Origin of the sequence: uncultured Pseudoteredinibacter sp., assembly GCF_947500695.1 — a bacterium.
GTDB lineage: Bacteria > Pseudomonadota > Gammaproteobacteria > Pseudomonadales > Cellvibrionaceae > Pseudoteredinibacter.
The window spans coordinates 780,371-805,491 of sequence record NZ_CANMSS010000001.1 but is presented as its reverse complement, the minus strand read 5'-3'; the positions used below and the strand labels follow the sequence as shown (position 1 = coordinate 805,491).

The 25,121-nt window shown below is 46.7% G+C and carries 21 protein-coding genes; 15 read left to right on the top strand and 6 right to left on the bottom strand.

Annotation, left to right across the window (positions count from 1 at the left end):
• Nucleotides 1–56: 56 nt before the first annotated feature.
• Nucleotides 57–1,667: a pyridoxal-dependent aspartate 1-decarboxylase PanP gene (gene panP / locus Q1A08_RS03215; protein WP_299769636.1), complete on the top strand. Its 1,611-nt coding sequence runs from the start codon at nucleotides 57–59 to the stop codon at nucleotides 1,665–1,667.
• A 427-nt stretch (nucleotides 1,668–2,094) separates the two neighbouring features.
• Here panP and Q1A08_RS03210 read toward each other — a convergent pair whose 3' ends face one another.
• Complete coding sequence (locus tag Q1A08_RS03210; protein WP_299769633.1) at nucleotides 2,095–3,282, bottom strand: type III PLP-dependent enzyme; 1,188 nt, start codon at nucleotides 3,280–3,282, stop codon at nucleotides 2,095–2,097.
• A 257-nt stretch (nucleotides 3,283–3,539) separates the two neighbouring features.
• On the opposite strand from Q1A08_RS03210, the gene Q1A08_RS03205 reads away from it, so the two are divergent.
• From Q1A08_RS03205 to msrA, 3 genes are all read left to right on the top strand, one after another.
• Complete coding sequence (locus Q1A08_RS03205) at nucleotides 3,540–3,974, top strand: Lrp/AsnC family transcriptional regulator (RefSeq protein ID WP_299769630.1); 435 nt, start codon at nucleotides 3,540–3,542, stop codon at nucleotides 3,972–3,974.
• 154 nt (nucleotides 3,975–4,128) lie between these two features.
• Nucleotides 4,129–5,295 (top strand): acyl-CoA dehydrogenase family protein, encoded by a 1,167-nt coding sequence (locus Q1A08_RS03200; RefSeq protein WP_299769626.1) that lies wholly within the window; start codon nucleotides 4,129–4,131, stop codon nucleotides 5,293–5,295.
• A gap of 47 nt (nucleotides 5,296–5,342) precedes the next feature.
• Nucleotides 5,343–5,987, top strand: coding sequence for a peptide-methionine (S)-S-oxide reductase MsrA (gene msrA, locus Q1A08_RS03195; RefSeq protein ID WP_299769623.1), 645 nt, complete (start codon nucleotides 5,343–5,345; stop codon nucleotides 5,985–5,987).
• A 109-nt stretch (nucleotides 5,988–6,096) separates the two neighbouring features.
• Here the strand turns inward: msrA and Q1A08_RS03190 are convergent, their stop codons facing one another.
• The 4 genes from Q1A08_RS03190 to Q1A08_RS03175 form a co-directional block, all read right to left on the bottom strand.
• Nucleotides 6,097–6,828 (bottom strand): sulfite exporter TauE/SafE family protein, encoded by a 732-nt coding sequence (locus Q1A08_RS03190; protein ID WP_299769620.1) that lies wholly within the window; start codon nucleotides 6,826–6,828, stop codon nucleotides 6,097–6,099.
• Between the two features lie 78 nt (nucleotides 6,829–6,906).
• On the bottom strand, nucleotides 6,907–7,758 hold the full coding sequence (locus Q1A08_RS03185) for a sulfurtransferase (RefSeq protein ID WP_299769617.1): 852 nt from the start codon (nucleotides 7,756–7,758) through the stop codon (nucleotides 6,907–6,909).
• A 127-nt stretch (nucleotides 7,759–7,885) separates the two neighbouring features.
• Complete coding sequence (locus Q1A08_RS03180; protein WP_299769614.1) at nucleotides 7,886–8,182, bottom strand: EscU/YscU/HrcU family type III secretion system export apparatus switch protein; 297 nt, start codon at nucleotides 8,180–8,182, stop codon at nucleotides 7,886–7,888.
• 3 nt (nucleotides 8,183–8,185) lie between these two features.
• Nucleotides 8,186–9,913 carry a flagellar hook-length control protein FliK gene (locus Q1A08_RS03175; RefSeq protein ID WP_299769613.1) on the bottom strand — a complete coding sequence of 576 codons (1,728 nt, stop codon included), beginning with the start codon at nucleotides 9,911–9,913 and terminating at the stop codon, nucleotides 8,186–8,188.
• A 225-nt stretch (nucleotides 9,914–10,138) separates the two neighbouring features.
• Between Q1A08_RS03175 and ccmA the strand changes: the two genes are divergently transcribed.
• The 9 genes from ccmA (at nucleotide 10,139) to Q1A08_RS03130 (ending at nucleotide 21,589) form a co-directional block, all read left to right on the top strand.
• Nucleotides 10,139–10,819 carry a cytochrome c biogenesis heme-transporting ATPase CcmA gene (gene ccmA / locus Q1A08_RS03170; protein ID WP_299769610.1) on the top strand — a complete coding sequence of 227 codons (681 nt, stop codon included), beginning with the start codon at nucleotides 10,139–10,141 and terminating at the stop codon, nucleotides 10,817–10,819.
• Nucleotides 10,820–11,524, top strand: coding sequence for a heme exporter protein CcmB (gene ccmB, locus Q1A08_RS03165; protein ID WP_299769607.1), 705 nt, complete (start codon nucleotides 10,820–10,822; stop codon nucleotides 11,522–11,524). It begins immediately after the preceding gene.
• Between the two features lie 28 nt (nucleotides 11,525–11,552).
• A complete protein-coding gene (locus Q1A08_RS03160; RefSeq protein ID WP_299769604.1) occupies nucleotides 11,553–12,293 on the top strand; it encodes a heme ABC transporter permease in 741 nt (246 codons plus the stop codon).
• A gap of 8 nt (nucleotides 12,294–12,301) precedes the next feature.
• A complete protein-coding gene (gene ccmD / locus Q1A08_RS03155; RefSeq protein ID WP_299769601.1) occupies nucleotides 12,302–12,514 on the top strand; it encodes a heme exporter protein CcmD in 213 nt (70 codons plus the stop codon).
• Nucleotides 12,515–12,551: 37 nt separating this feature from the next.
• Nucleotides 12,552–13,040, top strand: a complete 489-nt coding sequence (ccmE, locus tag Q1A08_RS03150; RefSeq protein WP_299769911.1) for a cytochrome c maturation protein CcmE — start codon at nucleotides 12,552–12,554, stop codon at nucleotides 13,038–13,040.
• A gap of 14 nt (nucleotides 13,041–13,054) precedes the next feature.
• Nucleotides 13,055–15,031, top strand: coding sequence for a heme lyase CcmF/NrfE family subunit (locus Q1A08_RS03145; protein WP_299769598.1), 1,977 nt, complete (start codon nucleotides 13,055–13,057; stop codon nucleotides 15,029–15,031).
• Nucleotides 15,032–15,055: 24 nt separating this feature from the next.
• Entirely contained in the window at nucleotides 15,056–15,586 is a 531-nt protein-coding gene (locus tag Q1A08_RS03140; protein ID WP_299769596.1) for a DsbE family thiol:disulfide interchange protein, read from the top strand.
• A gap of 398 nt (nucleotides 15,587–15,984) precedes the next feature.
• Entirely contained in the window at nucleotides 15,985–18,573 is a 2,589-nt protein-coding gene (locus Q1A08_RS03135; RefSeq protein WP_299769594.1) for a TonB-dependent receptor, read from the top strand.
• A 445-nt stretch (nucleotides 18,574–19,018) separates the two neighbouring features.
• The gene (locus tag Q1A08_RS03130) at nucleotides 19,019–21,589 is read left to right on the top strand and encodes a TonB-dependent receptor (protein ID WP_299769592.1); all 2,571 of its coding nucleotides are present in this window, start codon (nucleotides 19,019–19,021) and stop codon (nucleotides 21,587–21,589) included.
• A gap of 383 nt (nucleotides 21,590–21,972) precedes the next feature.
• Here Q1A08_RS03130 and pabB read toward each other — a convergent pair whose 3' ends face one another.
• Nucleotides 21,973–23,355 (bottom strand): aminodeoxychorismate synthase component I, encoded by a 1,383-nt coding sequence (gene pabB / locus Q1A08_RS03125; RefSeq protein WP_299769589.1) that lies wholly within the window; start codon nucleotides 23,353–23,355, stop codon nucleotides 21,973–21,975.
• Nucleotides 23,356–23,870: 515 nt separating this feature from the next.
• Between pabB and Q1A08_RS03120 the strand changes: the two genes are divergently transcribed.
• A complete protein-coding gene (locus Q1A08_RS03120; protein ID WP_299769587.1) occupies nucleotides 23,871–24,824 on the top strand; it encodes an alpha/beta fold hydrolase in 954 nt (317 codons plus the stop codon).
• Nucleotides 24,763–25,086 carry a Rieske (2Fe-2S) protein gene (locus Q1A08_RS03115; protein WP_363323478.1) on the top strand — a complete coding sequence of 108 codons (324 nt, stop codon included), beginning with the start codon at nucleotides 24,763–24,765 and terminating at the stop codon, nucleotides 25,084–25,086. The genes Q1A08_RS03120 and Q1A08_RS03115 overlap by 62 nt, the downstream gene beginning before the upstream one ends.
• Nucleotides 25,087–25,121: the final 35 nt, after the last annotated feature.

Below are 25,121 nucleotides of genomic sequence, written 5' to 3'. Positions count from 1 at the left end.
TATCCGATACCTTAGCCGGCCCTTCTTTTATGAGCCGAAGAGTAATTAAATCGCCCATGAAGGACGATCTGTCTTTGTCCCAAGCTTGGTTTGGGGCCCTCAAGACTTTCGAATTCGATGCTGCAGAGTTAGCCGAATTTGAACGTCAGCTTAGCTTTCAAGTTGAGCAGCATTTGCAGGCCAATGAGCGACCTGGATTATCCAATAACAGTAAAATTGAACAATGCTTCTATTCTAGCGAGCTGCCCGAGCAGGCCCAGAGTTATGCGGATTATAGTCGCCTGCTAAACCAAGCGGTGCGCGGCACGGTAAACACCACGAGACCTGATTTCATCGGCCATATGACCTCAGCCCTGCCAGCTTTTATGCCGGTGGTACAAAAGCTGATGGCGGCCTTAAATCAAAACAACGTCAAGTTGGAAACCTCTGGTTATTTCACGGATCTAGAGCGTCAAGTTTTAGCAATGTTACATCGTTGCTTCTTTTCGGCTGATCGCAGCTCAGAGCAATTGGATCATTTTTACCAAGCTAATATGCACCAGCCCAAGCAAGCTTTTGGTGTGTTTTGTTCCGGCGGTACCTTGGCGAACATTATGGCTTTATGGGTGGCGAGAAATCGTCTGCTCAGTAAGTATCAGTTGGCTGAGAAAGGTTTGCTAGGAGCCATGTCGGCAATGGCCGCAGATGGTTACCAGGGGCTTGCCGTTTTGGTGAGTGAGCGTGGCCATTATTCGCTCAGCAAAGCTGCTGATGTGCTGGGTTTGGGGCGAGAGAATCTAGTAGCAGTTGCGGTCGATGATAAGCATCGTATGGATATGCCGGCGCTGCGTGAGCAAGTTGTAGAGCTGCAAAATCGTCGTATCAAAATTCTTGCCTTGGTTGCCGTCGCTGGTGCTACAGAAACTGGTTCCATAGATCCGCTCAATGACATGGCGGACCTAGCCGAAGATTTGGGCTGCCATTTACATGTTGATGGTGCATGGGGTGGGGCAGCTATCTTTTCTGCCCAGCATCGCGATAAGTTGGCTGGGATAGAGCGAGCCGACTCCATCACTTTGGATGCCCATAAGCAGCTCTATGTTCCCATGGGAGCGGGGATGGTGCTCTTTAAGGACCCCGAGCATGTGAATGCTATCAAACAGCACGCTTCCTATATTATTCGCTCGGATTCTAAAGATCTGGGTGCATACACTCTAGAGGGCTCAAGACCTGCCGTATCGCTGCTGCTACACGCAGGGCTTCATCTGATTGGTTCGGCAGGTTACGGCGCCTTGGTTGATCACTCGGTGGCTATGGCTAAGGCGTTTGCTGAGCTTATTGAGGCGAGTGAAGATTTTGAGTTAATCCTGCAGCCAGAGCTGAATATCCTGGCCTACCGTTACTGTCCGCCTGCGGACAAGGCCGTGTTAGATGCGGCTCTCGCTGATGCGGATGTGCTTCGCTTGGAGGCGCTTAATAAAAGGTTAAGTGATCAGACCGTTGCCATTCAAATAGCCCAGGCTGCTGCCAATCAGGGCTTTGTTTCTCGCACTCAGTTGCACTTACCTCATTACGGCCGTGATCCAATTCATGTGTTCCGCGTTGTTTTAGCAAACCCCTATACTCAGCTGGAACATTTACAGCAAATATTGGCTGAACAGCGAGCGATAGCGAGCGACTTATTTTAAGTTGCCTGTTTTGGTTTCTTTTTAAGGTCGGAGACACTTCTTGGTAATGTGTCGATGAATTTCACGCGATTGATTAGCTTCAGCTGCTTCTTAAGAGGCAGTGCAGGAGCTTTAGCTGGGGAGAAATAAAAAGAAAAGGGTGCAAAGAAAGAAAATTGAGCATCCATGCTCTTTTGCAAAATCCATTTCCGCGGTAATTTCACCGCTTAAGCACCATAGCAATAGCAATTCTTTAACGTCTGGGAGCAGCGCTCCCTCAATAAAATTTGTAGTTTTTTTCCAACTTTTTTACCGTTTGTCCGCTTTGTGCAATTTGCTGTCTTTTTTAGCCGGGTTTAACGGTGTTTTATCAATGTTTGGTCATTATTTGCGCGGGTCAATATTCTCAGCTGCAGGTTCACGCAAACACTAGGTAGTATTTTTACCCTTAAATAACAACCACCTCTAAAGGTTCAAAGCCATTGAACTCGGTACCACATGCGTGTACATAGGCGCCGGTATTGTGCAGGGTAATAAAATCGCCGGTCTGCAATTTGGTGCTCAGCGGTGTGCCTTTGCCGTCTACACCTTTGCCAAATACGTCCACTGAGTCACAAGTTGGGCCACCAAAAGTCCAAAGTGACTGCTCATCTTCATCTGAGTGATTGGAGGTAACCGCCGTATCAAAGGCGTCAGTTAGCTCCATTAGACCGTGATAAAAGCCTGCATCAACATAAGCCCAGCGATCGCCGCCACGCTTGGTGGTGCCGATAACTTGGCAAATAATGCGACCTGCCTCAGCCACCATATAGCGGCCTGGCTCAGCAATAATCTGAATGTCTTCTGGCAGCTCGGCAATTTCCGCATTGATCACATCGGCAATCGCTTCAATGCTAGGGGCAAGCTGCTGCTTAGTTGGGTTTTCGATAATTTCACTAGGCTGCATAGGGTAGCCACCGCCTAGGTTCAATAGGCGAGGTTTTAAGCCCATATTGCGCATAGTTTCAAAGCAGGACTTGGCCTCGCGAATACCGGTTTGCCAGTTTTCGGTATTGGTACACTGTGAGCCAACATGGAAGGTCACGCCAGCTAAGTCAGCGTTTAACTCGACCGCACGCTCTAGGATAGGCATGACTTCGTCTGTCGCAGCACCAAACTTGCTGGATAGTGGCCATAGTGAGCCCTTATTGGTGGTGTACAAGCGAAGGTACAAAGACGCATCAGGTTTGACGCTGAGCACTTTTTCCATTTCCTCGATGCAATCTATAACGTACCACTGGACACCGTTCTCTACGGCGTAACTCAGGTGCTGAGGGCCTTTAAATGGGTTGCTGTAAAACACACTCTTTGGGTCCACACCGAGTGCCAGTAGCATTTCCAGTTCTTTACGTGATGCGATTTCGAAGTTTACACCGCAGTTTTGTAGCGTGCGCAGCACCTCTGGGTGGGGATTGGCTTTAACGGCATAGTGGGCTTGCACACGCGGCATAGCTTTAGCAAAGCGCTTGGCTTGTCGGCGAATCATCGCGCTATCAATGATAATCTTTGGCCCGCTATAGCTGCTTTGCAGTGGGTTGGCTGTAGACTGGCTTTTAGCACTGTTATCAGAGTGTGGAAACGGGTGATATTGATTCATTTTGACCTCGGCTAAGCTTGCTGTGTACAGGGTTACAGCGGGTATTACGACGGGAGCCAGTGCCCCTCAGATAGTTGGCAGTATAGACAGCTTACTTGCCAATATTAATAATCAGACTTTGCAAAATGTAATTTTTTGATGATCAAAACGTATAGTGAACTTGTCAAAATGTAATATTTCGGGTCAAATACCCCGGTTAAGCTAAAGTGCCCGCTAAGTTGCGCCACTAAATTGGTCTCATTTACTGAGAGTTGAATATGAAAACCGTATCTGACTTGGATCGCCATTTAATTCAGTTGCTAAGCAATAATGCACGAGCCTCAGTTGCTGAGTTAGCGCGTGAACTTGGGGTAACCCGAGCTACCGTGCAAAGTCATATCCAGCAACTTCAGCTGCAGGGCATAATTCAAGGGTTTACCGTACGCCTCTCGAATGCCTATCGAGGCACAATGATTGAAGCTCATGTCTCAATTGCTACCGAGCAGCGCAAGGTTAGTCAGATCTGCAGAAAGCTGCAGGCTATGGATGATGTTGGGGCGCTATACAGTATTAGCGGTGAATTTGATCTGGTTGCTAATATCAAGTCGGCTTCGACTGAAGATCTGGACCGAGCGGTAGATCATATCTCAGAGCTGGATGGGGTTATTCGTACCCAGACATCTGTGGTGCTTTCCACCAAGTTTGAGCGTTAATGGCAACAACTATTGTTATTTTGGCCTGAATGTCTAAAACCTTAGGTGGCTAGGGTAAACTGATGTTGCTGCAGGTAATATGTCAAACGACCTAAATGATGTAGTGTATATCTAGCAATAGTTACTGATTAAAAGATAAGAAGAGAGATATTCCATGGATTTAGCCCTAAACGAAGAACAGCAAATGATTCAAGATACTGCCCGTAGCTTTGCAGAATCTGAACTTTCTCCGGTTGCCGCGGAAGTTGATAGCGGGTCAGGTAGAGCAGCAATGCTGGCCAATTTACGTAAGTTGGCCGAGCTTGGGTTTATGGGGCTAAATGTTTCTTCAGAATATGGCGGTAGCGAAGCCGGTGTGATTTCCTTTAGTTTGGCTATCAGTGAAATTGCCAAAGCCTGTGCTTCTACCGCAGTAACCATGTCAGTTACTAATATGGTTGCTGAGGTGATTCAAGCGGTGGCCAATGACGAGCAAAAACAGAAGTACATTCCGAAAATCTGCAGTGGAGAATACGCTGCAGGTGGTTTTTGTTTAACAGAGGCCTCGGCGGGCTCGGACCCAGCGGGAATGCGCGCAAGCGCCGTTCGAGAGGGTAACGACTTTATCCTAAACGGCAGCAAACTTTATATCACCAGTGCAGAATACGCTGGTGTGTTTGTAGTTTGGGCCGTAACAGACAAAGATGCGAAAAAAGGCAAGGGCATTAGCTGCTTTTTGGTAGAAGCGGATACTCCTGGGATGATTATTGCGCCCGCTGAACATAAAATGGGGCAGCATGGCTCGGCTACCAATGAAGTTATTTTTGATAATTGCCGAGTGCCTGCCAGTGCCATGATGGGCGAGCTGAACCAAGGCTTTAAAATAGCCGTCAGCGAATTGGCCGGTGGCCGAATCGGTATTGGCTCTCTTGCTTTAGGTGTAGCGACTGCTGCGATGGATTATGGTCGCGCTTATGTATTGGAGCGTGAGCAATTTGGTCAGGCAATTGCCAATTTTCAGGGTATTCAGTGGATGATGAGTGAAGCCTATACCGATCTAGAGGCTGCTCGCCTATTATTAATGAACGCGGCCTATTTGAAAGACAAGGGCTTGCCATTTGGTAAGCAGGCTTCGATGGCTAAGCTTTTTGCCACTGAAAAGGCCAATCAGGTTTGTTATACAGCCTTACAGTTACTTGGTGGGGCTGGCTATTTAAAAGATCACCCACTGGAGCGATATGCTCGTGATGTTCGAATTACTTCTATCTATGAAGGAACGTCCGAGGTACAAAAAATCATTATTGCACGCGAATTGCTCGCTGAAGCTGCTGCACAGCAGTAATGAAATCTTTGGCGTTTATTACAGCGTTTAAACAGAGAGTTTTTAATATGTTGCAACATGACAAATCTCAAATGGTTAGCCCAGATCAAGCCTTAGCTGGCCGTGATGAAGCTATACAAGTGAGTACTGCTCATACGGTTACGGGTGAATCTATCGTGCCGCCATTTGCTGAAAGTTTAAGCGAAGCGGTTTTTGGCTTGGGGTGTTTTTGGGGCGCCGAGCGAAAGTTTTGGCAACAAGAGGGCGTGCGCAGCTCTGCGGTTGGTTATGCTGGCGGCTACACCAAGAACCCCACATACGAAGAAGTCTGTTCTGGTATGACCGGGCATACCGAAGTAGTCAGGGTTTTATTTGATGCGACTAAAATCAGCTATCAAGATCTATTAAAAGTGTTCTGGGAAAACCATGACCCGACCCAGGGAATGCGCCAGGGTAACGATTTAGGTACTCAGTATCGTTCGGTTATTTATTGCCTAAGTGCAGAACAGCTTGAGCTAGCTAAAGCCAGTCGCGATGCTTATCAGGCGCAGCTGGATAAAGCTGGCTTAGCCCAGATCAGCACAGAAATTCAAATGGCCCCTGAGTTTTTCTATGCTGAAGACTATCATCAGCAGTACTTGGATAAAAACCCGCAGGGCTATTGTGGTATTGGCGGTACTGGGGTGACTTGTCCGATCGGTTTGAATGTCTAAGTCGTTATAGTTCGGCGACCAGCAAAAGCGCAGGAATAGTATTCTTGCGCTTTTTTTATGCCTGGTTTTTATGTATGGTTTTTATACGCAGTGCTTTTTAATACTAGCGTTATAGGCTAGCAAAGGCCTTGGCAATTAACAGCACGCCGCCAATTGGCATTAAATAAAGTGCGTATTGGCGAAAGCGTTCGTTATCGATTGTTTCTAGATGATTACGTGCCCAGAAAACGCCCACAATGCCACCAGCCCCAATAAGCAGGCCGCTAAGGCCCATCTCCCAGCTCATCGCTCCAAGCCCTAAATAGCTAAGCAGTTTTGTACTTTGTAAAGCTAAGGAGTTAAATGCTTTGGTGGCGACCAGTTGCTCTTTTTCTAAACCGTGATTTAAAAAGAATGGATTCATCACCGGGCCGGCTCCACCCACTATGCCGGATACAAAAGCCACGCTAATTCCAAGCGGAAAGAATGCCCAGCTGGGCATGGGAAAAGAGCGTTTACGTTTGCCAAAGCGGTATTGCCATAGGGTAGATAATAAAAAAATGCCCAGGATAAACTGTAAGTAAAAAGCGGGGACTTGGGTAAAGGCATAAGCACCGATAAGGGCTCCTAAAACACTCCCTGGAAGCAAGCGAGCTATAACCGGCCAGTGGATATATTGCCAAAACACAAAGGTGCGAGAGGGATTCGCCATTAGGCTGGCAACAGTGATCACCGGCGCAACTGATTGGGCGGACATGCTTAGTCCCAATATGGGTATCAATAGCATGGCTGCGCCGCCGGCAGCTACGGTGCTAATCATCCAAGCTATCGCGCCGGCAACAAAGAGCAATAGGTAAATCATAAGTTAGTGTCGGCCTGAAAAAGGGCGCAATGGCGTGGCTTTTAAGTCAGCCTTTATTAGCAGTGTATTTAATAAGCGCTAAAGGTAGCTACACCAATCGCTCCAGCTGCCGGGATAGAGCATCGCGTTTTGTCTATCAGCAATATACTGGGAGACCAAATTCATGCAGGCCGTTACGCCTGAGCCACAGTAATTGATGGGCACTTGTTGTGGTTCTACAAAAGCCCAGCGATTTTGGTGGTAGCTTAGGGGTTTGAAAAAACCCTGTTCATCAACAAGGTCTTGCCAAGGCATATTGTTAGCGCCTGGGATATGTCCGGCAACCGGGTCGATAGGCTCTTCAATGCCTTGAAAGCGTTTTTCTTCGCGAGCGTCAATAAGCAGATGTTCGCTATTACTGTTATTTTGCAATTGCTGGCTAATGCTACTGATGCCTTCATAATCGCTGATCCAGCCGGCGCGTGGTCGACACAGAAAATTGCCTGGCTTGGGGGCCGGCTCGCGCTTGTCCACACTGCCGCCAGAATCTAGCCAAGCTTTATAGCCGCCATCCAGGATATAGACGTTTTCTAAACCCATAAATCTCAATAGCCACCAAGCTCTGGCCGCATAGGCGCTAAACTGATCGTCATAAACTATTACTGTGTGAAAGCGGGTAAGGCCGCAGCTACGTAGGCGCTCTTGCAGCTCGCCAATGCGTGGAAGAGGGTGGCGACCGCCATGACCTTCTACCGGCGCGGATAAATCCGCCTCGATGTCTAAAAAATAAGCACCCGGGATATGACCCTGCTCATAAGAGAGCAAGCCGTAGTTGGGATCACCTAAGGCGAAGCGGCAGTCAAAAATTAAGGTTTTATTATCGCGTGCATCGATGGCTTGCTTTAGGTCATCCGTTGAAACACAAGGCGCAAGAGGGTGCTGCTTTTCCATAAAGGCTCAAATAAAGGTTTGTTATCGTTAGTTATGACTAGGAGTCTTAACCTTACCTGTTGCTTGCAGCTGTCTCAAGTGTCTGGACGACAGATTGTTGGGAATATTAATGCTCAGTTAGCACATCTCAATGAGCATTGTTGGGGGATTTGCCTTGTAGTTGATAGGCAAAGGACAAAATTTGAGCAATACAGGCGTAAAGCGCTTCGGGAATCTGCTCGCCTAGTTCGACTTCACTTAGTAGTTTGATAAGTTCAGGGTTTTCGCACATGGGGACTTTGTGCTCACGAGCAATGTCCATAATCTCCTCAGCGGTAGCGCCTGCACCTTTGGCGGTGACCTGCGGGGCGGTTTCGCCATCATAAAACAGGGCAACGGCTTGGCTTAATTCGGCATCACTAAACGGTTCATTGTGATTGATCATGGCTTAGGCCCTGGTATTGATAAGTTGAAACTGCAGTTTGTTCTCTAGCTTAGGCGGTATGCCTTGGTGACAGCGAAGCTCTTCCACATCCAGCCCCTTGGCTTGTAGAGCTTCTTTTAGTTCGTGAATATAACTAAGCGCGAGCTTTTGCGTACTGGCGTGATTAAACCAGAGTTGAATATTGCTTTGTTGCTCGTGCAGCTTGATATCAGCTTGTAGTGCACCTAACTCCATTAGGTCGATATTGAGGCGCAGCTGCCATTGTTTTACGGCTTTTTGTTCTTTGCTTTGCTTCTTCGCTTCGCGCTGCTGTATCTCCAATTCGATACTGTGCACCTGCCCTTGGTGAGTGAAGGGAAGCTCCAATAACCAGCGTTGTACAACACCGTTTGCCGCCTCGCTAAGGGAGCTTAATTGCTGGGTTTGAATTTTTGCGACCCCCGCTTGGCTAATACTAAGGAGCTTTTGTTTGAGTTGTTCCCGTAAGACGCGCAGCTGTGGACCTTGCAGCTGTTTAAATTGATCTAAAAGAAAAGCTTGGTTCTTAGCTTCAAGATGTTTGGGATTTAACAAAAGATCCAACATATTGGCGAGCTTAGGGTTCAAGTTGCTGGGCAGGCTGCTCGTCTGACTCTGGTTTGAGCCGCTTGGCTCTGCGCTCGGTATACCTTTGCTGCTCGGCGCGCTCTGGCTTATGGATTGCTGTAATCGGCTCAGCTGCACATCATTTTTGAGACTCTGTGCTAAGCGCAGTAATTGAGTCTTTAGATCATTCAGTGGCGCAGAACCTGATAGCCCTTTAATAATATTTGGTTGTGTAGATGTTGCTGCCTCTTTGTTGGGAAGTTGACCCAGGGCTTCAGCAAGTTTGGCGAGTTGTTGTTCATGTTGTATGCCATTGTTTTGCAGGCTTAGTTTTACAGCATTACTGCTTCCAAGTTGTTGCAGGCTGGGGAGCTTTTCGGCCAGCTGCTGAATCATCATGCGGCTATTGGCATTGATCAGATTATGTTTAGGAGGGAGCAGGCTTAAGCTTTGATGGAGTCGCTGAATTTGGCCAATAGCCTTGTCCAAGTTTTGCTGGCTTGGTAGGGCTTCACGTAAGGCCTGCTGAATTGTAAGTTGAGGACTTTTAGCCAATGTACTCACATTGCCTTTGTTGGGCTGCCCAATAGCATTCGTTGGCTTGCTGAGTATTAGTTGGCCTTGTTGGTTGAGTCTAAGATTTACCCATTCCCCTTTGGCGATTGGCTCTTTGGAAACGGTTACAATTTGATGGCCGGCCAGATCAAGTTTAAGTAGGGTAGGTGGCTGTTTTATGAGCTCTGCACTGCTAAAGCTTTTGTCTTGCTTTAATAGGGGGAGTAATAACTGTACCTGTCTAGCCTCGGCGGCGGCACTGGCCACGACTTTTGCTTTGGCGTCACTATGTGTGCTGATAAGCCCAAGGGCAAACAAGCCCTGTAAGCGAGCAGGTAGCAGCTTAAAAAGTTGCTTATCTGTAGTGAGCTGAACTGTTGAGCTACTGGGGTTATTCGACTGCAGGCTGTTCAGGCGGCTAGTTAATACGCTGCTTAAGCTGGTGTTTAGCGATGGCTTTTCCGTGGAGCTCTGTTTAGGAGCTGCTGAATCTGATTTTTGGCTTTGTTCTTTAAGCGCAGTCGGCTCTTCTTTGGCTGCTTTAGCTACGTTTTGCCCTGAACTAGGGTTTGCCGTGTTTGCTATCACCATAAGATTGCCCCAAGAATTCGCTTCAAAATGTTGCCTATATGCCTGTATCGGCAATCGGCAAGCTTTCTAGAGTGTGGAGAGGGCTTCCTAGTAAGGATTGCTGCTATGATAGATAAGAGATAAGTCTCTGAAATGCCTAGAGTTTGATCCTGTGCAATAGGTTCCTGCCGAAAAAAGCTCTATAATGCCGCTCGTTTGAATCAGCCCGAGTGGAAGCCCTAGATAATGGCTAACAGTAAAGACCAACAAGCCCTTGCTATTAGCCTGGATAATATCGCCTGCCAGCGCGATGAGCGCCAATTGTTCTCCGGACTGAGTATCGAGATCAATGCGGGGGATGTATTGCAGTTACTTGGGCCTAATGGAGCTGGGAAGACGACCTTGCTTAGGTGTTTGGTAAGCCTGTCCCAGCCTGCAGTGGGTGAGATCCGCTTTAATGGGCAAGCTTTGCATCAAAATCTCTATGCCTATCGCAGCCAGTTGCTATATCTGGGCCATCTTGCTGGTATCAAATCAACCTTAAGCCCCGCAGAAAACTTGCGCTGGTATGCCGGTTTGGAAGGCGATGATGTCAATTTGGAAGAGAGAATCGAAACGGCTTTGAAAGAAGTCGGATTATATGGCTATGAGGATCAAAGCTGTTTCAATCTATCGGCCGGTCAGCAGCGTCGAGTTGCTTTAGCACGCTTGTATCTGAGCAAGGCTCGTATTTGGGTATTGGATGAGCCGCTAACCGCAATTGATAAGGCGGGTATTGCAAAGCTTGAGCGCCGATTCGCCGAACACAGTGCCAGTGGCGGAATCGTAATTCTTAGTACTCATCAAGATTTAAAGCTGGACACACTGAAGCAGGTGGACTTACAAGACTACTTGCCGACTCCCGATATGTTAATGGGGGGCTTGTAAGTGAGTTCAAGTCTGCATAGTTCAAACCCAACAGTAGGTAAGGCCTTTTGGGCGACCCTAAAGCGCGACTTAAAAATCGCTATTCGACACCGTGGTGAACTGGCTAATCCGCTGATCTTCTTTTTGTTAGTGATTACCATGGTGCCGCTGGGGGTGAGTCCTAGTCCTAAAACCTTGGCCATGTTAGCACCTGGGATGTTGTGGGTGGTGGCATTGCTGGCGACTTTACTGTCTTTAGATGCCTTGTTTCGATCGGATTTTGACGACGGAACCTTGGAGCAGTTACTGCTCAGTCCCCAATCCAGTTATATCAATGTGATGGCGAAGGTGTTTGTGCACTGGCTAACAACCGGCGTGCCATTAACACTTGTGGCACCGTTACTGGGCGTAATGATGTCCTTGCCCGAAGCGGGATATATTCCACTTTTATTGAGTCTGTTACTGGGTACGGGCAGTTTAAGTTTGATAGGGGCAATAGGGGCGGCACTGACGGTTTCCCTAAGAAAAGGGGGCTTATTGTTGTCCCTAATCGTAATGCCCCTGTACGTGCCAGTGTTAATCTTTGGCGCCAGCGGAGTACGAGCAGCCATTGAGGGATTTGCGTATAATACCCAGTTGGCGGTATTGGGGTCTTTTTTAGCCCTAGCTATTATCGCAGCACCACTGGCGATTGCCGGTGCGCTGAAAATGAGTGTGAATAATTAACGCCCCCAGCGGCTGAGAGAGGCAAACATTGGCTTGGCAGTGGTTTCACAGATTAGGTTCGCCAAAGTGGTTTTATGAAAAAACGACAGCTTGGATGCCTTGGCTATTAAGTATCAGCCTGTTGATCATTATCTCTGTTTCTATTTGGGCTTTAGGCTTTGCCCCAATGGACGCTAAGCAGGGCAATAGCTATCGAATCATGTATCTACATGTGCCTACCTCTATCGTCGCAATGGCCGCTTACTATGTTATGGCAATAGCCGGTGGTATTGGCATCATTTGGAAAATGAAATTGTCCAATATGGTGATGAAGGTCGCCGCACCTATAGGTGCCGTATTAACGGCTTTGGCATTGTTTACCGGTGCGGTATGGGGAAAACCTACTTGGGGTACCTATTGGGTTTGGGACGCTCGTATCACTTCAGTGCTCATCTTATTATTCTTGTACTTGGGGGTGATCGCCCTGCAAGAAGCGTTTAGCGATCAAGAAATGGCCGACAAAGCCAGTGCCATTTTGAGCTTAGTAGGTACGGTGAACATTCCCATTATCTACAAGTCTGTCGATTGGTGGTTTACCCTTCATCAGCCAGCGTCAATCAAAATGACCTCAAGCAGTATTGCTTCAGAGATGCTGTACCCATTGTTGGCAATGATTATCGGTTTTTATCTATTTTTTACCTGGGCCCTATTGTCGGCGACTCGCAGCGAAATTTTACAGCGAGAGATTAAAACAAAATGGGTTAAGCAGGCGCTTCTGCAAAAAGCCTAAGGATTAGTATGCAATTTCGATTCGATAGCTTCGCTGAATTTTTATCTATGGCTGGTCACGGTCCTTATGTTTGGGCTTGCTATTTTGCAGCCGTGTTGGCTCTGGGCTATATCATTTTGGCTCCGATTAGCCGAAGAAAGTCGATACAAACTCAGTTGCTAAGGCAGGAGAAAATCGCCGAGCAACAATTAGCTATGCAAAATAATAACAGTAACGCTTAACCTCTAAAGTCTGATTAGAAAGAGAAGTACTATGCCAATGCACCCGGTGCGAAAGCAGCGCTTAATGATTGTTTTATTTATTGTCGTCTTCGCCTCAGTGGCGGTTGGCTTAATGGCCTTCGCGCTACGACAAAACATTAATCTATTTTATCCACCATCCAAGCTTATTGATGGCGAGGCTCCAGAGGGCGTTAATATTCGAGCTGGTGGCTGTGTGGTACCAGGCTCTATTTTACGCAGTAAGACCGATCTTGCGGTGAGCTTTGCGATAACTGATGGCAAGGGTGATGTTACGGTCAAATATACAGGCATACTGCCAGATCTTTTTAGCGAAGGTGAGGCCGCTGTGGTAAATGGCCAAATGCAAGGCGGCATTTTTATGGCCGAGCAGGTGTTAGCTAAGCATGATGAGAACTATACTCCGGTAGAGGTTGCAGAAGCGATGGCGGATGCCAGCGCAAAAACCGGAACATCACACCAGGCCAGCTGTGATGGCATGGATATGTCTGGTAATAAAAACTACTAATAATTGGATTTCTGATGATAGCCGAACTTGGACATATTGCGCTCATTGTAGCCTTGGGACTTTCATTTTTGCTGGCCGCTATTCCAATGATTGGTAGCTACAGCAATAACCTTTTGTGGATGCGTAGCTCTCGCAGCTTAGCAACAGGGGTGTTTGTTTTTATTGCTTTGGCTTATGCCTGCTTAACAATATCCTTTATGGAGAGTGATTTCTCCGTTGCTTATGTCGCAGCGACATCAAACTCTATGTTGCCTTGGTACTACAAAGCGTCAGCGGTTTGGGGTGGTCACGAAGGATCTTTCTTATTGTGGGTGTTGATGCTTACTGGATGGACATTCACGGTCGCCTGTTTGAGTCGCTCTTTACCAATGGCAATGGTTGCCAGAGTGCTGTCGGTATTGGGCTTCTTAACCATCGGCTTTTTGCTGTTTATGCTGCTCACTTCCAATCCTTTTGATCGTCTGCTACCGGATACCCCGAGCGAAGGGCGCGATCTAAATCCCTTATTACAAGATCCAGCTTTTGTCTTCCACCCGCCTATTCTTTATATGGGCTATGTAGGCTTAAGCGTTAACTTTGCCTTTGCGATCGCAGCGCTTCTTTCCGGTCGTTTGGATAGTGCTTGGGCGCGTTGGTCTCGCCCTTGGGCAACGGCGGCTTGGGCCTTTCTAACATTAGGTATTGCCTTGGGAAGCTGGTGGGCTTATTACGAACTTGGCTGGGGCGGCTGGTGGTTTTGGGACCCGGTTGAAAACGCTTCTTTTATGCCTTGGTTAGTGTCTACCGCGCTGGTGCATTCTCTTGCGGTAACTGAAAAACGCGGCGTATTTAAGAGCTGGACTATTTTGTTGGCAATTTTCGCCTTCTCTCTAAGTTTGTTGGGCACCTTCTTGGTTCGTTCAGGGGTAATCACTTCAGTACATGCCTTTGCTACCGACCCTGAGCGCGGTGTATTTATTTTAGGATTTTTGGCCCTGGTGGTAGGTGGTTCTTTAACGATCTACGCACTTAAAGCACCCACTATGAGAGCGGTTGCAACCTTTGGTTGGATGTCTAGGGAAATGTTTTTGCTGCTTAACAATATGTTGTTAATCGTGATTATGTTAACCGTCTTGCTAGGCACCTTGTATCCTTTAATTGCGGATGCAATGGGCTTGGGTCGTATCTCTGTAGGCCCGCCGTTCTTCAATGCCTTTTTCGTTCCGCTGGTTTTAGTGCTCAGTGTTCTCTTGGGTTTTGGCTCTGTGTCGCAGTGGAAAAAGACCAAAGGCCAAAAGTTGGCGAGCTTCCTTTGGGTTCCAGCTGCGGCTGCTGTTCTAATGGGGTTGGCGGTAGCGCTAATGTATGGCGATGGCTTTCATTGGCAAGGGTGGCTCTGTGCAGCGATTGGCTTCTGGGTGATTGCGGTAAGTCTAAGAGACTGGTGGAGTAAAGCGAGTAAGAAACGAGGTTCAACTTTCTCGCAGCTGTTTAATATGAACGCGAGCTTTTATGCCATGATGCTAGCCCATATCGGATTAGGTATGACCGTCGTGGGTGGTGGATTGAGTTCGATTTACAGTGTGCAAAGCGATGTGCGACTCGTACCTGGCGATAAGGTTAGTGTCGGAGCCTATGAGTTTAACTTTTCTGGTACTGAGGGCGTTCGTGGCCCTAACTACATTGCCGATAGAGCCAATGTCACCGTATTAAAAGATGGCAAACAGATTGCTGAACTTGGCCCTGAAAAACGCCGCTATTTTTCTGGTGGGAATATGATGACGGAAGCTGCGGTAGATTCTTCCTTTGGTCGTGATTTATACATGGCGATGGGCGAGCATTTAGGTGAGGGCGCCTGGGCGGTAAGGGTTTATGTAAAACCATTCATTATGTGGATTTGGATCGGCTGCCTATTAATGGGCTTTGGTGGCTTCGTTGCGGTAGCGGATAAGCGCTATCGCCGCTTAAGCGCCGTGCAATCCGAAATGCCGGCGACATCAACTACCGCTTAAATATTTATACCATCTGGAGACCCAATGGCTCGATTAAAGCTCTTTGTTCCATTAGCGATATTTGTCGCCTTGGCGGCATTGTTATGGAAAGGCCTGTCGCTAGACCCGACGGCGATGCCTTCGGCTTTGAAAGATAAAGCTTTCCCTCAATTTAGTTTGCCGATACTGAAAGATGAGCAGCAGCTGAAAAATCAAAGTGATCTAAAGGGACAAGTAACACTGGTGAATGTGTGGGCGACTTGGTGTGTCGTCTGCCGAGTCGAACACCCGTACTTATTAGAATTGGCCGAGCAGGGCGTACGCATTGTTGGTGTTAATTATAAAGATCAACCCGATGCGGCACGCCAGTGGTTAAAAGATCTAAAAGACCCTTATGCATTTAGCGTGATGGATCGTGATGGACGCTTGGGCTTAGACCTTGGTGTGTTTGGTGCTCCTGAATCCTATTTGGTGGATCAACAAGGATTTATCCGCCATAAACACGTTGGCGTGGTGGACGATAAAGTCTGGGCGCGCGATTTCCTGCCGATTATTGAGCAATTAAATACAAAATAATCCATAAAGTCTGCTTACAAAAGTAGCTTTTCCCGCAAAAAATCCCGCTTAATTAAGCGGGATTTTTTTTACAAAGTGCTGCAAAAATAGCTAAATCGAATAAAATTAGGCTTTTCTAATGTTTTTATCGAAATAAATGCGCACATTTATGCAATATTTTAGATATATATTTCAATTTAAAACTGTAATAATTGCTGCAATGTCAGTGTTGGTCGGTGATTGAGCAATAAGACTTAATCATTTTCTGTGTTTTCTGCCGTCTAAGCAGATGCGCAATATAAAGAATCAGCGCGGCACCATAGCGGGCCGGCAGTGATAATAATGGTTTTTAACCTTCTGCCGTGCCTCTCTAAGAATAATAATCGGCCCGATTGGGTCAATGTGATAGGAGAGCATCCATGTTCAACCGCGACAGTTCGCAGCGCCTGTTTTTAAAATCGGCTCTAGCGATTGCCATTGCTGCCAGTGCAAATACCACGGTAGCGCAAACCAACGGTGATGATCAGCTAATTGAAGAAGTTGTTACCATTGGTACTCGTAAAGAAGGTTTGTCCCCTGAAGAAACGTTATCGCCCATTGATGTAATGGGTGGTAATGAGCTAGGCCAGCAAGCTTCTTTTAACTTAACCGATTCATTAACCAAGGTTGCCCCTTCGCTGAATACTCAGCGCTTCCCAATTGCGGACGGTACTGCATTCGTCCGTCCGGTGACTTTGCGTAATTTATCCCCAGACCACACCTTAGTTACCGTAAATGGTACCCGTCGTCATCGCTCAGCTTTGGTGAACTTGCAGTTGGCTCCTCTAGGGACCACTAACCAAGGTTCGCAGGGCGTTGATTTCTCGGCTTTCCCATCTGCTGCGATCAAGCGTGTAGAAGTTCTTCGTGATGGTGCATCGGCGCAGTACGGTTCCGATGCCATTGCTGGTGTTGTAAACCTTGTTTTAAATGATTCCGACGAAGGTTTTAGCTTGGCGGCTCAATATGGTGAGTACAGCGAAGGTGACGGCGAGCGTTCAATGGTTAGTGCGAACTTTGGTTTGCCATTAACTGAAAACGGTTTCATTAACACCACTGTAGAGTACAGCGCTTCTGATATTACCAGTCGTGGTACACCACGTCCTGATGCCGCCTCAGTTGGCGATATTGTTGGTGATAACCTAGTGCCTTATAACGGCTTTGGTCAACGCTGGGGTGATCCAGATATTGAAGCGTTGAAGTTCTTTGTAAATGCCGGTATCGAGTTGAATGAAACCACAGAAGTCTACGGTAACGTTTCTTACCTAGACAATGAAACCTTATCGGGTTTCTTCTATCGTACTCCAGTACTACCAAATGCTGCTGATCAGCAGAATATTGGTGCTCGTACTACTTTGCAGATTGATGCTGATGGCGATGGTCTGCCAGATAATGCTTCTGCAGATATTGTAAATAGCATTGTTAACCAAGGTTTAAACCCAGCAGACTATCTAACAGCTGACAGCAATAGCCCGAGCGGCTTTGTATTGCGTAACCCAATCCATGAGTTATTCCCTGGCGGTTATAGCCCACTGTTTGGTGCAAACATTAGCGATTACAGCGTAGTGCTAGGTGCTAAGGGCGAGTTCAATCCAAACTTGACCTGGGACGTACGTCTACGTTCTGCGGAAAACGAAGTCGAGTACGTACTTCAGCAAAGTATTAACCCAAGTTTAGGTCGCTTATCGCCAACTAGCTTTAAGCCAGGTACTTTGACTCAAGAAGAATCTAGCTTGAATGCTGATTTTGTTAAAACTTGGGACGATTCACCGCTTAACTTAGGTTTTGGTTTTGAATGGCGTGAAGAGTCTTACACCATCGGTGCGGGTGATGCAGCCTCTATTCAAGCAGGTCCGACCACCACAATCTTTGGCTTAGGTTCAGACGGTTTCCAGGGTTTCCCTGTCGAGTCTGCTGGTACTTTCGACAGTGAGAGTTATGCTTTCTATGTGGATGCTGAAACCGATATTACCGAGCAACTTTCTGCAGCGGTAGCTCTGCGTTATGAAGATTTCGAAGAGTTTGGCTCTACCCTAGATTGGAAAATCTCTGGTCGCTACGAATTTACCGAGCAGTTTGCTGTACGTGCTACCGCTAACACCGGTTTCCGTGCTCCGACACCTGGTCAGGTTAATACTTTGAATGTGACGACCACTGCTGATTCAGCTGGCAACTTGATTCCTAGCGGTACATATCCAGTTAATCACCCAATAGCTATAGCGCTAGGTGCTCAAGAATTAGTTCCTGAGGAATCCACCAGTTTCACCATTGGTTTTGTTTACACCCCAGGTGATAACACAACCATTACCATGGACTTCTACGATATTACTATCGAAGATCGTATCGCTCTGCAAAACTTCACCATTGGTGATGATGAGCTGGCGAAGCTAAAAGCGGCTAATATTCCTAATGCGGACTTGCTAGCGGGCAGTAATGGTAACTTCTTTGTGAATGGCTTTGAGTCTAATGTTTCTGGTATTGACTTGAATATCCACTCTTCATTTGAAGTTGGTCAGGGTATGTTAGATGTGGATTTCCGCCACAACTACAACCAGCAGGAAGTATCTGATGTTAAATCAGGTACGATTAACCAAGGTCGAGTTTTCGATTTGGAGAATCAAGTACCTGAGCACAACTCTGTTCTTAGCTTCAACTACAGCCAGGACATCTTTGAAGGCCTACTACGCGTAAATCGCTACGGCGACTGGAAATCTACCGGTGGTCTATTTGGCCCAGGTGATGGCAGCGATGTCTTCGATTACGGCAGTGCGGTACTGGTAGACTTGGAAGCACGTGTTGTCTTTGATGATAAATACACCGTTGCTATTGGTGGTGAAAACATCTTCGACGAATATCCAGACAGAGAAGGTAATGGCGTATTGGGCTTCTTGGGTCAGCAGTATGCAGTAACTTCTCCATTTGGCTTTAACGGCGCCTTTTGGTACATGCGTGTAAGCGCTGATTTTTAATTAACTGAAAATTAGCGACATAAAAAAACCGGCCTAGTGCCGGTTTTTTTATGTTTTGCTGAAACGAGTTTGAGTGTTTATTGGTTGTTTGGCTGTGCGCAATTTTATCTGGCTGGACAGATCGAAATCCCAAACCCCTGTTGTTTAAAAAATACTCGATGAGTTATTTGCTTATATTTCTTCGGCTTCTAATGTCATATTTTCGTCAAAAAATATCATTTACTTTTTTCGAATGGGAAACGTTGTGCACCTAAAATAGTGCGTATCGTACACTGGTTGCCGACTAAGTGATCAATTTGCCTTGTGTGTAAAGAAAGTTGGTTAAAAATGACAGTTCATATGGTCGTCTCGGCAAGCGATTGCGATTTCTATTGTTCTATAATGCTGCGCTTTTTGTTGTTTTAGCGATTGCTTATTTTTAGAACAAAATATTTTTGAGAAGAGTATGAAACACAATCGAATTCCGTTTCCCGTAAAAAGTCTGTCCGTTGCGGTTGCTTTAAGCGCTGTAACTGCTGCGCCTGTTTGGGTGCAAGCGTCTTCTTTGTTAGAAGAAGTTGTTGTAACCGCCCAGAAGCGTGAGCAAAATTTGCAAGATGTGCCTATTTCTATTTCTGCTTTTAGTGGCGACGCGCTAAAAGAGATGGGTGCTGAAAGCATCAGTGATATCGGTCGTGCCACGGCTGGTGTTGAAATGAACAATGAGAGTGTTACGCAGCCAAATTATAATGTGCGTGGTATTCAAACCGATGACTTCACCGTAGGTTCTGATCCTGCAGTTGCGCTCTATGTTGATGGTGTTTACGCCGCTCGTGGTGCTGGTGCAGAGATTCCACTAGAAGATGTTGAGCGCATTGAAATTTTGAAAGGCCCGCAGGGTACTTTGTTTGGTCGTAATGCCACCGGTGGTGCGATACATTACATTACCAAAAAACCTGGTGATGAGGCCGAGCGCTCAGTAAATCTAAGCTTGGGTAACTACGGTAAAAAGAAATTTAGTTTTTCCGTAAATCAGCCAATTAGTGATACGGTTGCAGCACGTGTAAGTGGTACGGTGAATAACCGCAATGGCTATTTGAACAACAATAATGGCCCAGATTTAAACGATGTTGACAGCCAGTCTGTACGTGCGGCTATTCGTTGGGATGCAAGTGATAACACTGAAGTTATTTGGCGTGGTGAGTACAGCGAGCTTTCGCAAAACTCTGGTACCGTCTATACCACTACCGAAAGCGTTTATGCCGCGGGCAATGTTGAAGGTGCTTACGATCTTTACGGTGATGTGTCTCTAGATGAAACATCGCTGGAAGAACGTGATTTGTTTGGTACTTCACTAGAAGTGAATCACGAATTCGAAAGCGCGACCTTTACCTCGATCACGGCTTTCCGTTCGATGAATGTTAACTTCATCAACGACGAAGATGGTTCTTCTGATCCTTCCCATTATTTTGCTTCTGAAAACATCGATGATCAAGATCAGTTTTCACAAGAGTTTCGCCTAGTCGGCGATTGGAATGATCTTAAGTGGACAGTAGGTTTGGCATACAGCAAAGAGCATGTCGACCACATCACTGAAGCAACCGCTACCACCAGCATGTTGGAAAACTTCGCAATCTATAATGCCTTGTTAGCTGACCCGAATGCACTGGCGGCAACTCCTTTGCAGATTACTGGTGCACAACTAGGTATCGATGCTAATTCCAGCGAGCAAGAAGTTGCCGAAGTGGTTAATGGCGTTCGTAGTACTTTGGCCGGCGCTGGCTTAGAGGGCTTGGCGCTTTCAAGTTTCTTGTTCTCTGCATATGCCGCTACGCCAAACCCATTTAATCCAGCTAGCCCATTTGGCGCTTTGCATATTGTAAGCTGTGGTCCGACGAATGCGGGTGATGTTGCAGCGTCTGCCGGTGCCTTTGCGGCCATTGGTGGTTGTATGTTGCCGCAAATTCAAGCGCGCATTAACAATAACCCAACTTGGCAGGAATCTGTACGTAATACCGGTACCTACGAGAGTAGTGCTTTGTATACCGATTTCACCTATGCCGTTAATGACGATATGAACATTAGTGCGGGCTTGCGTTATACCTATGACGAGAAGAGCTTTACGGTTCAAACGGGTTATAACCCAGCCAATAATTTGGTAACTAATATTCTTGGTCAGCCATTACCGCTAGGTGTTTTCTTCTTTAACTCCGGTATTGATGGCGCTAATGTTGTTCAGCAATACGATGAAGATTGGGACGCTCTATCTGGTCGTTTAGTAGTTGATTATTTCTTCAGCCAAAACGCCATGGTTTACGGTAGTGTAGCAACGGGCTTTAAGTCTGGTGGTTTTAACAGTCTAAGCTTTGGTCCAGGTATCGAGCCAACTTTCGATCAGGAAGAAGTAACCAACTATGAAATCGGCTTTAAGGGTGATTTCCTAGATGGCGAACTGCGTTATAACGTTGCTGCTTATTTCTATGAGTATGACAATAAACAAGATCTGCAATTGATCGGTCCTGCTAATGCGATTCCAAGCTACAACATTACTACCGCTGATGCTGAAGGTAAGGGCGTTGATATGGAATTGTACTGGTCTGTTACTGATGCATTCTTCTTATCGGCAAACTACAGCTTCTTAGATACTGAAATTACTCGTTACGATGTAATCTTTGGTGAGCGTGATCAGACTGGTGAGCCATTGGCTAACACTCCTGAGCACAAGTTCTACATCATGGGTGAATACACCATCCCGGTAACTGATGTAGGTGATTTGGTATTACGCGCGGATTACAACTGGGTTGATGACCGTATCGGCCAGCTACGTGGTGAAGAAATTGAAGATTATTTCACTGTGAATGCTCGTGCTACTTTAATCAGCTCTGATGACACTTGGAGTGTTGCTTTGTGGGCAAATAATCTAACCGACGAAGAAGATCTGTTGGATTACACCGGCCCTGGTAGTGCTGTAGGTTCTCATACTGTAGCTCGCCGCTTGCCTCGTATGGTAGGTGTGGATCTGGGTTATCGCTTCTGATTTGCCTACTGCTGCTATAAAAATTCCTATTTTTATAGCAGCGTCGATCGTTTTAAGCGGCGCAGCTGTGTGAAACTGCTTGCTTAAAACGATTTCGCATAACTAAAAGCGTTTAGGCGCTCTTAGTTATGGCCGCGCTGCTTTTTCCTTCTGTTGCTATAAAAATTCCTATTTTTATAGCAACGTCGATCGCTTTAATCGGCGCAGCTGTGTGAAACTACTTGCTTAAAACGATCTCGCACAACAAAGAGCGCTTAGGCGCTCTTTGTTGTGGCCGCGCTCCTGCGCGGTTTTTTTATCTTCTTTTGATTTCGTTGCGCGCTATTAGGCGAGAAGTTAACGGCTAATTTGGCGTGAACCCCTCTCATGTGGGAGGAGTGTCTTTAATTAGTGTCGTTTGAATGGTTCTGTAGGCTAGTCATTAGTTTCATGACTTTGGTGAGGCTTTCTTGGTATTCGCTCTCGCTGGAGGAGTCTGCGGTGATACCACCACCGCCCCAGCAGTGAATCTGGCCTTCGCCATCATCCAAGAGGGTGCGAATAGTAATTGAGCTGTCCATATTTCCATTTGCACTGATATACACCATGCTGCCGCAATAAATAGAGCGTTGCTCCTGCTCGAGCTCGGCAATGATTTCCATAGCTCGCTTTTTCGGGGCGCCAGTGATGGATCCGCCAGGAAAGCTGTCCTTTATCAATTCGATGGCGCTACTGTCTTCTTTTAGGGTGCCGGTAATTGTGCTGACTAGGTGGTGTACATTGGGGTAGCTTTCTAAGGCAAACAGCTCAGGGACCCGAACGCTGCCGAGTTTGCAGTTACGGCTGAGGTCATTTCTTAATAGGTCCACAATCATGAGATTTTCAGCCCGATCCTTCTCACTGTTTTGGAGGCTTTGGGCCAGTTCTTGATCTTGCTCTGCGCTATTTCCTCGAGCAATGGTTCCTTTTATGGGCTTGGTTTCCACCTGGTCACCTTGAACGCGAATAAAGCGCTCGGGTGAGTGGCTTAATATGCTGCCTTTCTCAAGCTTCAAATAGCCACTAAAGGGCGAGGGGAGCGCTTGTCTTAGGGTCAAATAAGCACTTAGGGAGTCGCCTGAAAAATCAGCGCTAAATCGTTGCGCAAAGTTAACTTGGTAGCAATCGCCAGCTTGAATGTAAGCTTGAACCTTGTCGATATTTTCTTGGTATTGAGTTTTGCTGATTTGGGCTTTGAAGTTACCGCATCGGTAGCTGCCGATGTCTTTTGGACTAGCCTTACTCTGACAGGCCTCGACCACTTTGGCCATTTGCTGTTGCTGTTGTGAGCCGAGAGCAGGTCCTAGACACCAGGCGCGTTGGCTGTGGTGATCTTGCACAATTGCCCAGCCATATAAGCCCATTTGGGCATCAGCGATATAGTTATTGTTGGGGGGCCTTGTTACGCGGTTAAATGGCAGCTGCATACCAAGATCATAGGATATGTAGCCCAGTAATCCGCCACAAAATATATGGGTGTTAGAGCATTCGCTTGGCAATGATTGAATTTGCTCTTCAAGCAACTCAAAAAAGTCGCCGCGATATTCTTGCTGTTGACCATTTTCTTTTATGAGGCATTTTCCGTCTTCTACACTGATGGTGCGGATGGGTTGGGCGGACATAATATCGTAGCGGCCGCTACGCGGGCCGTGCGCGCAGCTGTCTAGCCAAATGGCACCTGGTAAATTGGCGATGCGCTTAAAAAGATCGGCGCTGTCCGAGAAGTAGGGTAGGTCAAAGCAAAGCATAAAAAACGGTGGTGTCAGTACAGGCTATAAACGCACCATTCTAACGTTTAGCTATATATAGGGCAAAGTAATGTCGGCTGTGTACCGCTAAAACCTTATGTAGTCTAGCTTCAAAGCTGTTATTTCATGTAATGGGCTTTTCAATTTGGCCTCTATTACTATAGCGTCAATTGTTGTTCTAAAGCGCGACCTTGCTACAAGGACTTGGCGTGAATTCTTCACTATTCAGCGTAGCATCAGATCGCAAGTGATTAAATTACAAAGATAAAAATTTTTGTATTGAATATCGAGTCAGCTTATAAAGAAATATTCTGATTTATGTAGAATATATTTCTGGCGCCATTCATATTTGACCTATAATTAGCTATAGATAAGTTTTAGGTCTATGAGTACAAAAAATATCCAAACAAAAGTACTGTCGATTGTAAATTATTGCTGCGAATTAGAATGTTTGCTTCGTGCTAGCAATCCAGAACTTTACAATAAAACTCTCTGGGTGATTTAAAGGATTCCGAGTGAAAAGTAGTAGTCGATTATTTCCTGTTCGTTTAGAAAGCGCCGAATCTAGAGGTGATTTACTAGAGGACGTGTATTTAATCAAACCCAATAATAGCCCTGATAAAAGTGTTGAGCTTGCTATCACACGGTTAGGTGCTCGGGATGTTGAGCACAGCAATCAAGCGCCGCTCATTTTATTTCATGGTTGTTATCAGAATCACCAAATGTGGTTAGGTGAATCTTACGACGGCTTGGCGCCGATGCTTGCCCGCAAGGGGCTTGATGTGTGGTTGCTTGATGCGCGCGGACATGGCCTTTCCATCGTCAATGACGGTTTCGAAAATAATACCTTAGCTGACTATGCGCGTTACGATATTCCAGCTGCAGTGGCTTTTGTTGCGGAGGTCTGCGAAACGCCACCCATGTGGCTAGGGCATAATGAGGGCTTTGGTGCATTGCTGATGTCTTTAGCTTGTGGTGCATTGAGTGAAACGTCACTATGTGCAGCTTTAGGTCTAGGTGAGCCGTTTCCGCTAGGCAGCTTGCGCCGCTTGCCCTTGGCTAACCATTTGGCCGATATGGTCAGTTTTGGTGACGTGCGAAACGAGACGCTTGGGCCTGAGTTGGAATCAAAGGCTTTGCGACATCAGCTTTGGCGGGAACAGGGCGTTTTTGGCCGCAGAGGCCGTAGTTTAGATGTCGATCTATGGTCGGCCTTGGAGCGCCTCCAGCTGCCTATGGCCATTCAGCGCCCTAATGCCGCCAGCAAAGGCGATGCAGGCTTGCTCAAATTGATTGAACAGGGCAAGCTCAATTCATTGGCTGGGGGCCTTGAGGCAACAGAACTGTTACAGCAGTTGATGTCAGCTGATGAAGTCTCCTCTATTTGGGCTCCTTTAGAGCACTGGTTTGGGCAACTGGAGTTGGCATTTGGCCTTTTACCCACTGATCAAATTGCACCGGCTTGTTGAGGGCTATAGAGGCTGTTTTCGTGTAGCAGGGCGAGAGATATTGCTAATTCATGAAAATGGTCGAAGTTATCTAATCGACAGTCGTTGCCCCCATGCCGGGCGCTCTTTGGCGAATGGCAGCTGTGATGGTAAGGTTCTACGTTGCCCTGTTCATGGGCTGGGTTTCAGCCTTAGCACTATGCAGTGTATCGAACAGCCTAAATTCAAGTTAAGTCATTACCCCGTTGCCTATGATGGCGACACTTTAGGGGTTGAGCTTTAACCGTCTTACTTAACTAAATCAACGCCTAGCCTGTA

Coding starts and splice junctions, on each gene's coding strand:
- ccmD (WP_299769601.1), top strand. CDS start 12,302: ATGCAATTTCGATTCGATAGCTTCGCTGAATTTTTATCTATGGCTGGT.
- Q1A08_RS03130 (WP_299769592.1), top strand. CDS start 19,019: ATGAAACACAATCGAATTCCGTTTCCCGTAAAAAGTCTGTCCGTTGCG.
- Q1A08_RS03205 (WP_299769630.1), top strand. CDS start 3,540: ATGAAAACCGTATCTGACTTGGATCGCCATTTAATTCAGTTGCTAAGC.
- Q1A08_RS03180 (WP_299769614.1), bottom strand. CDS start 8,182: ATGATCAATCACAATGAACCGTTTAGTGATGCCGAATTAAGCCAAGCC.
- pabB (WP_299769589.1), bottom strand. CDS start 23,355: ATGCTTTGCTTTGACCTACCCTACTTCTCGGACAGCGCCGATCTTTTT.
- Q1A08_RS03210 (WP_299769633.1), bottom strand. CDS start 3,282: ATGAATCAATATCACCCGTTTCCACACTCTGATAACAGTGCTAAAAGC.
- ccmE (WP_299769911.1), top strand. CDS start 12,552: ATGCACCCGGTGCGAAAGCAGCGCTTAATGATTGTTTTATTTATTGTC.
- Q1A08_RS03190 (WP_299769620.1), bottom strand. CDS start 6,828: ATGATTTACCTATTGCTCTTTGTTGCCGGCGCGATAGCTTGGATGATT.
- Q1A08_RS03200 (WP_299769626.1), top strand. CDS start 4,129: ATGGATTTAGCCCTAAACGAAGAACAGCAAATGATTCAAGATACTGCC.
- msrA (WP_299769623.1), top strand. CDS start 5,343: ATGTTGCAACATGACAAATCTCAAATGGTTAGCCCAGATCAAGCCTTA.
- panP (WP_299769636.1), top strand. CDS start 57: ATGAAGGACGATCTGTCTTTGTCCCAAGCTTGGTTTGGGGCCCTCAAG.
- Q1A08_RS03175 (WP_299769613.1), bottom strand. CDS start 9,913: ATGGTGATAGCAAACACGGCAAACCCTAGTTCAGGGCAAAACGTAGCT.
- Q1A08_RS03135 (WP_299769594.1), top strand. CDS start 15,985: ATGTTCAACCGCGACAGTTCGCAGCGCCTGTTTTTAAAATCGGCTCTA.
- ccmA (WP_299769610.1), top strand. CDS start 10,139: ATGGCTAACAGTAAAGACCAACAAGCCCTTGCTATTAGCCTGGATAAT.
- Q1A08_RS03145 (WP_299769598.1), top strand. CDS start 13,055: ATGATAGCCGAACTTGGACATATTGCGCTCATTGTAGCCTTGGGACTT.
- Q1A08_RS03185 (WP_299769617.1), bottom strand. CDS start 7,758: ATGGAAAAGCAGCACCCTCTTGCGCCTTGTGTTTCAACGGATGACCTA.
- Q1A08_RS03140 (WP_299769596.1), top strand. CDS start 15,056: ATGGCTCGATTAAAGCTCTTTGTTCCATTAGCGATATTTGTCGCCTTG.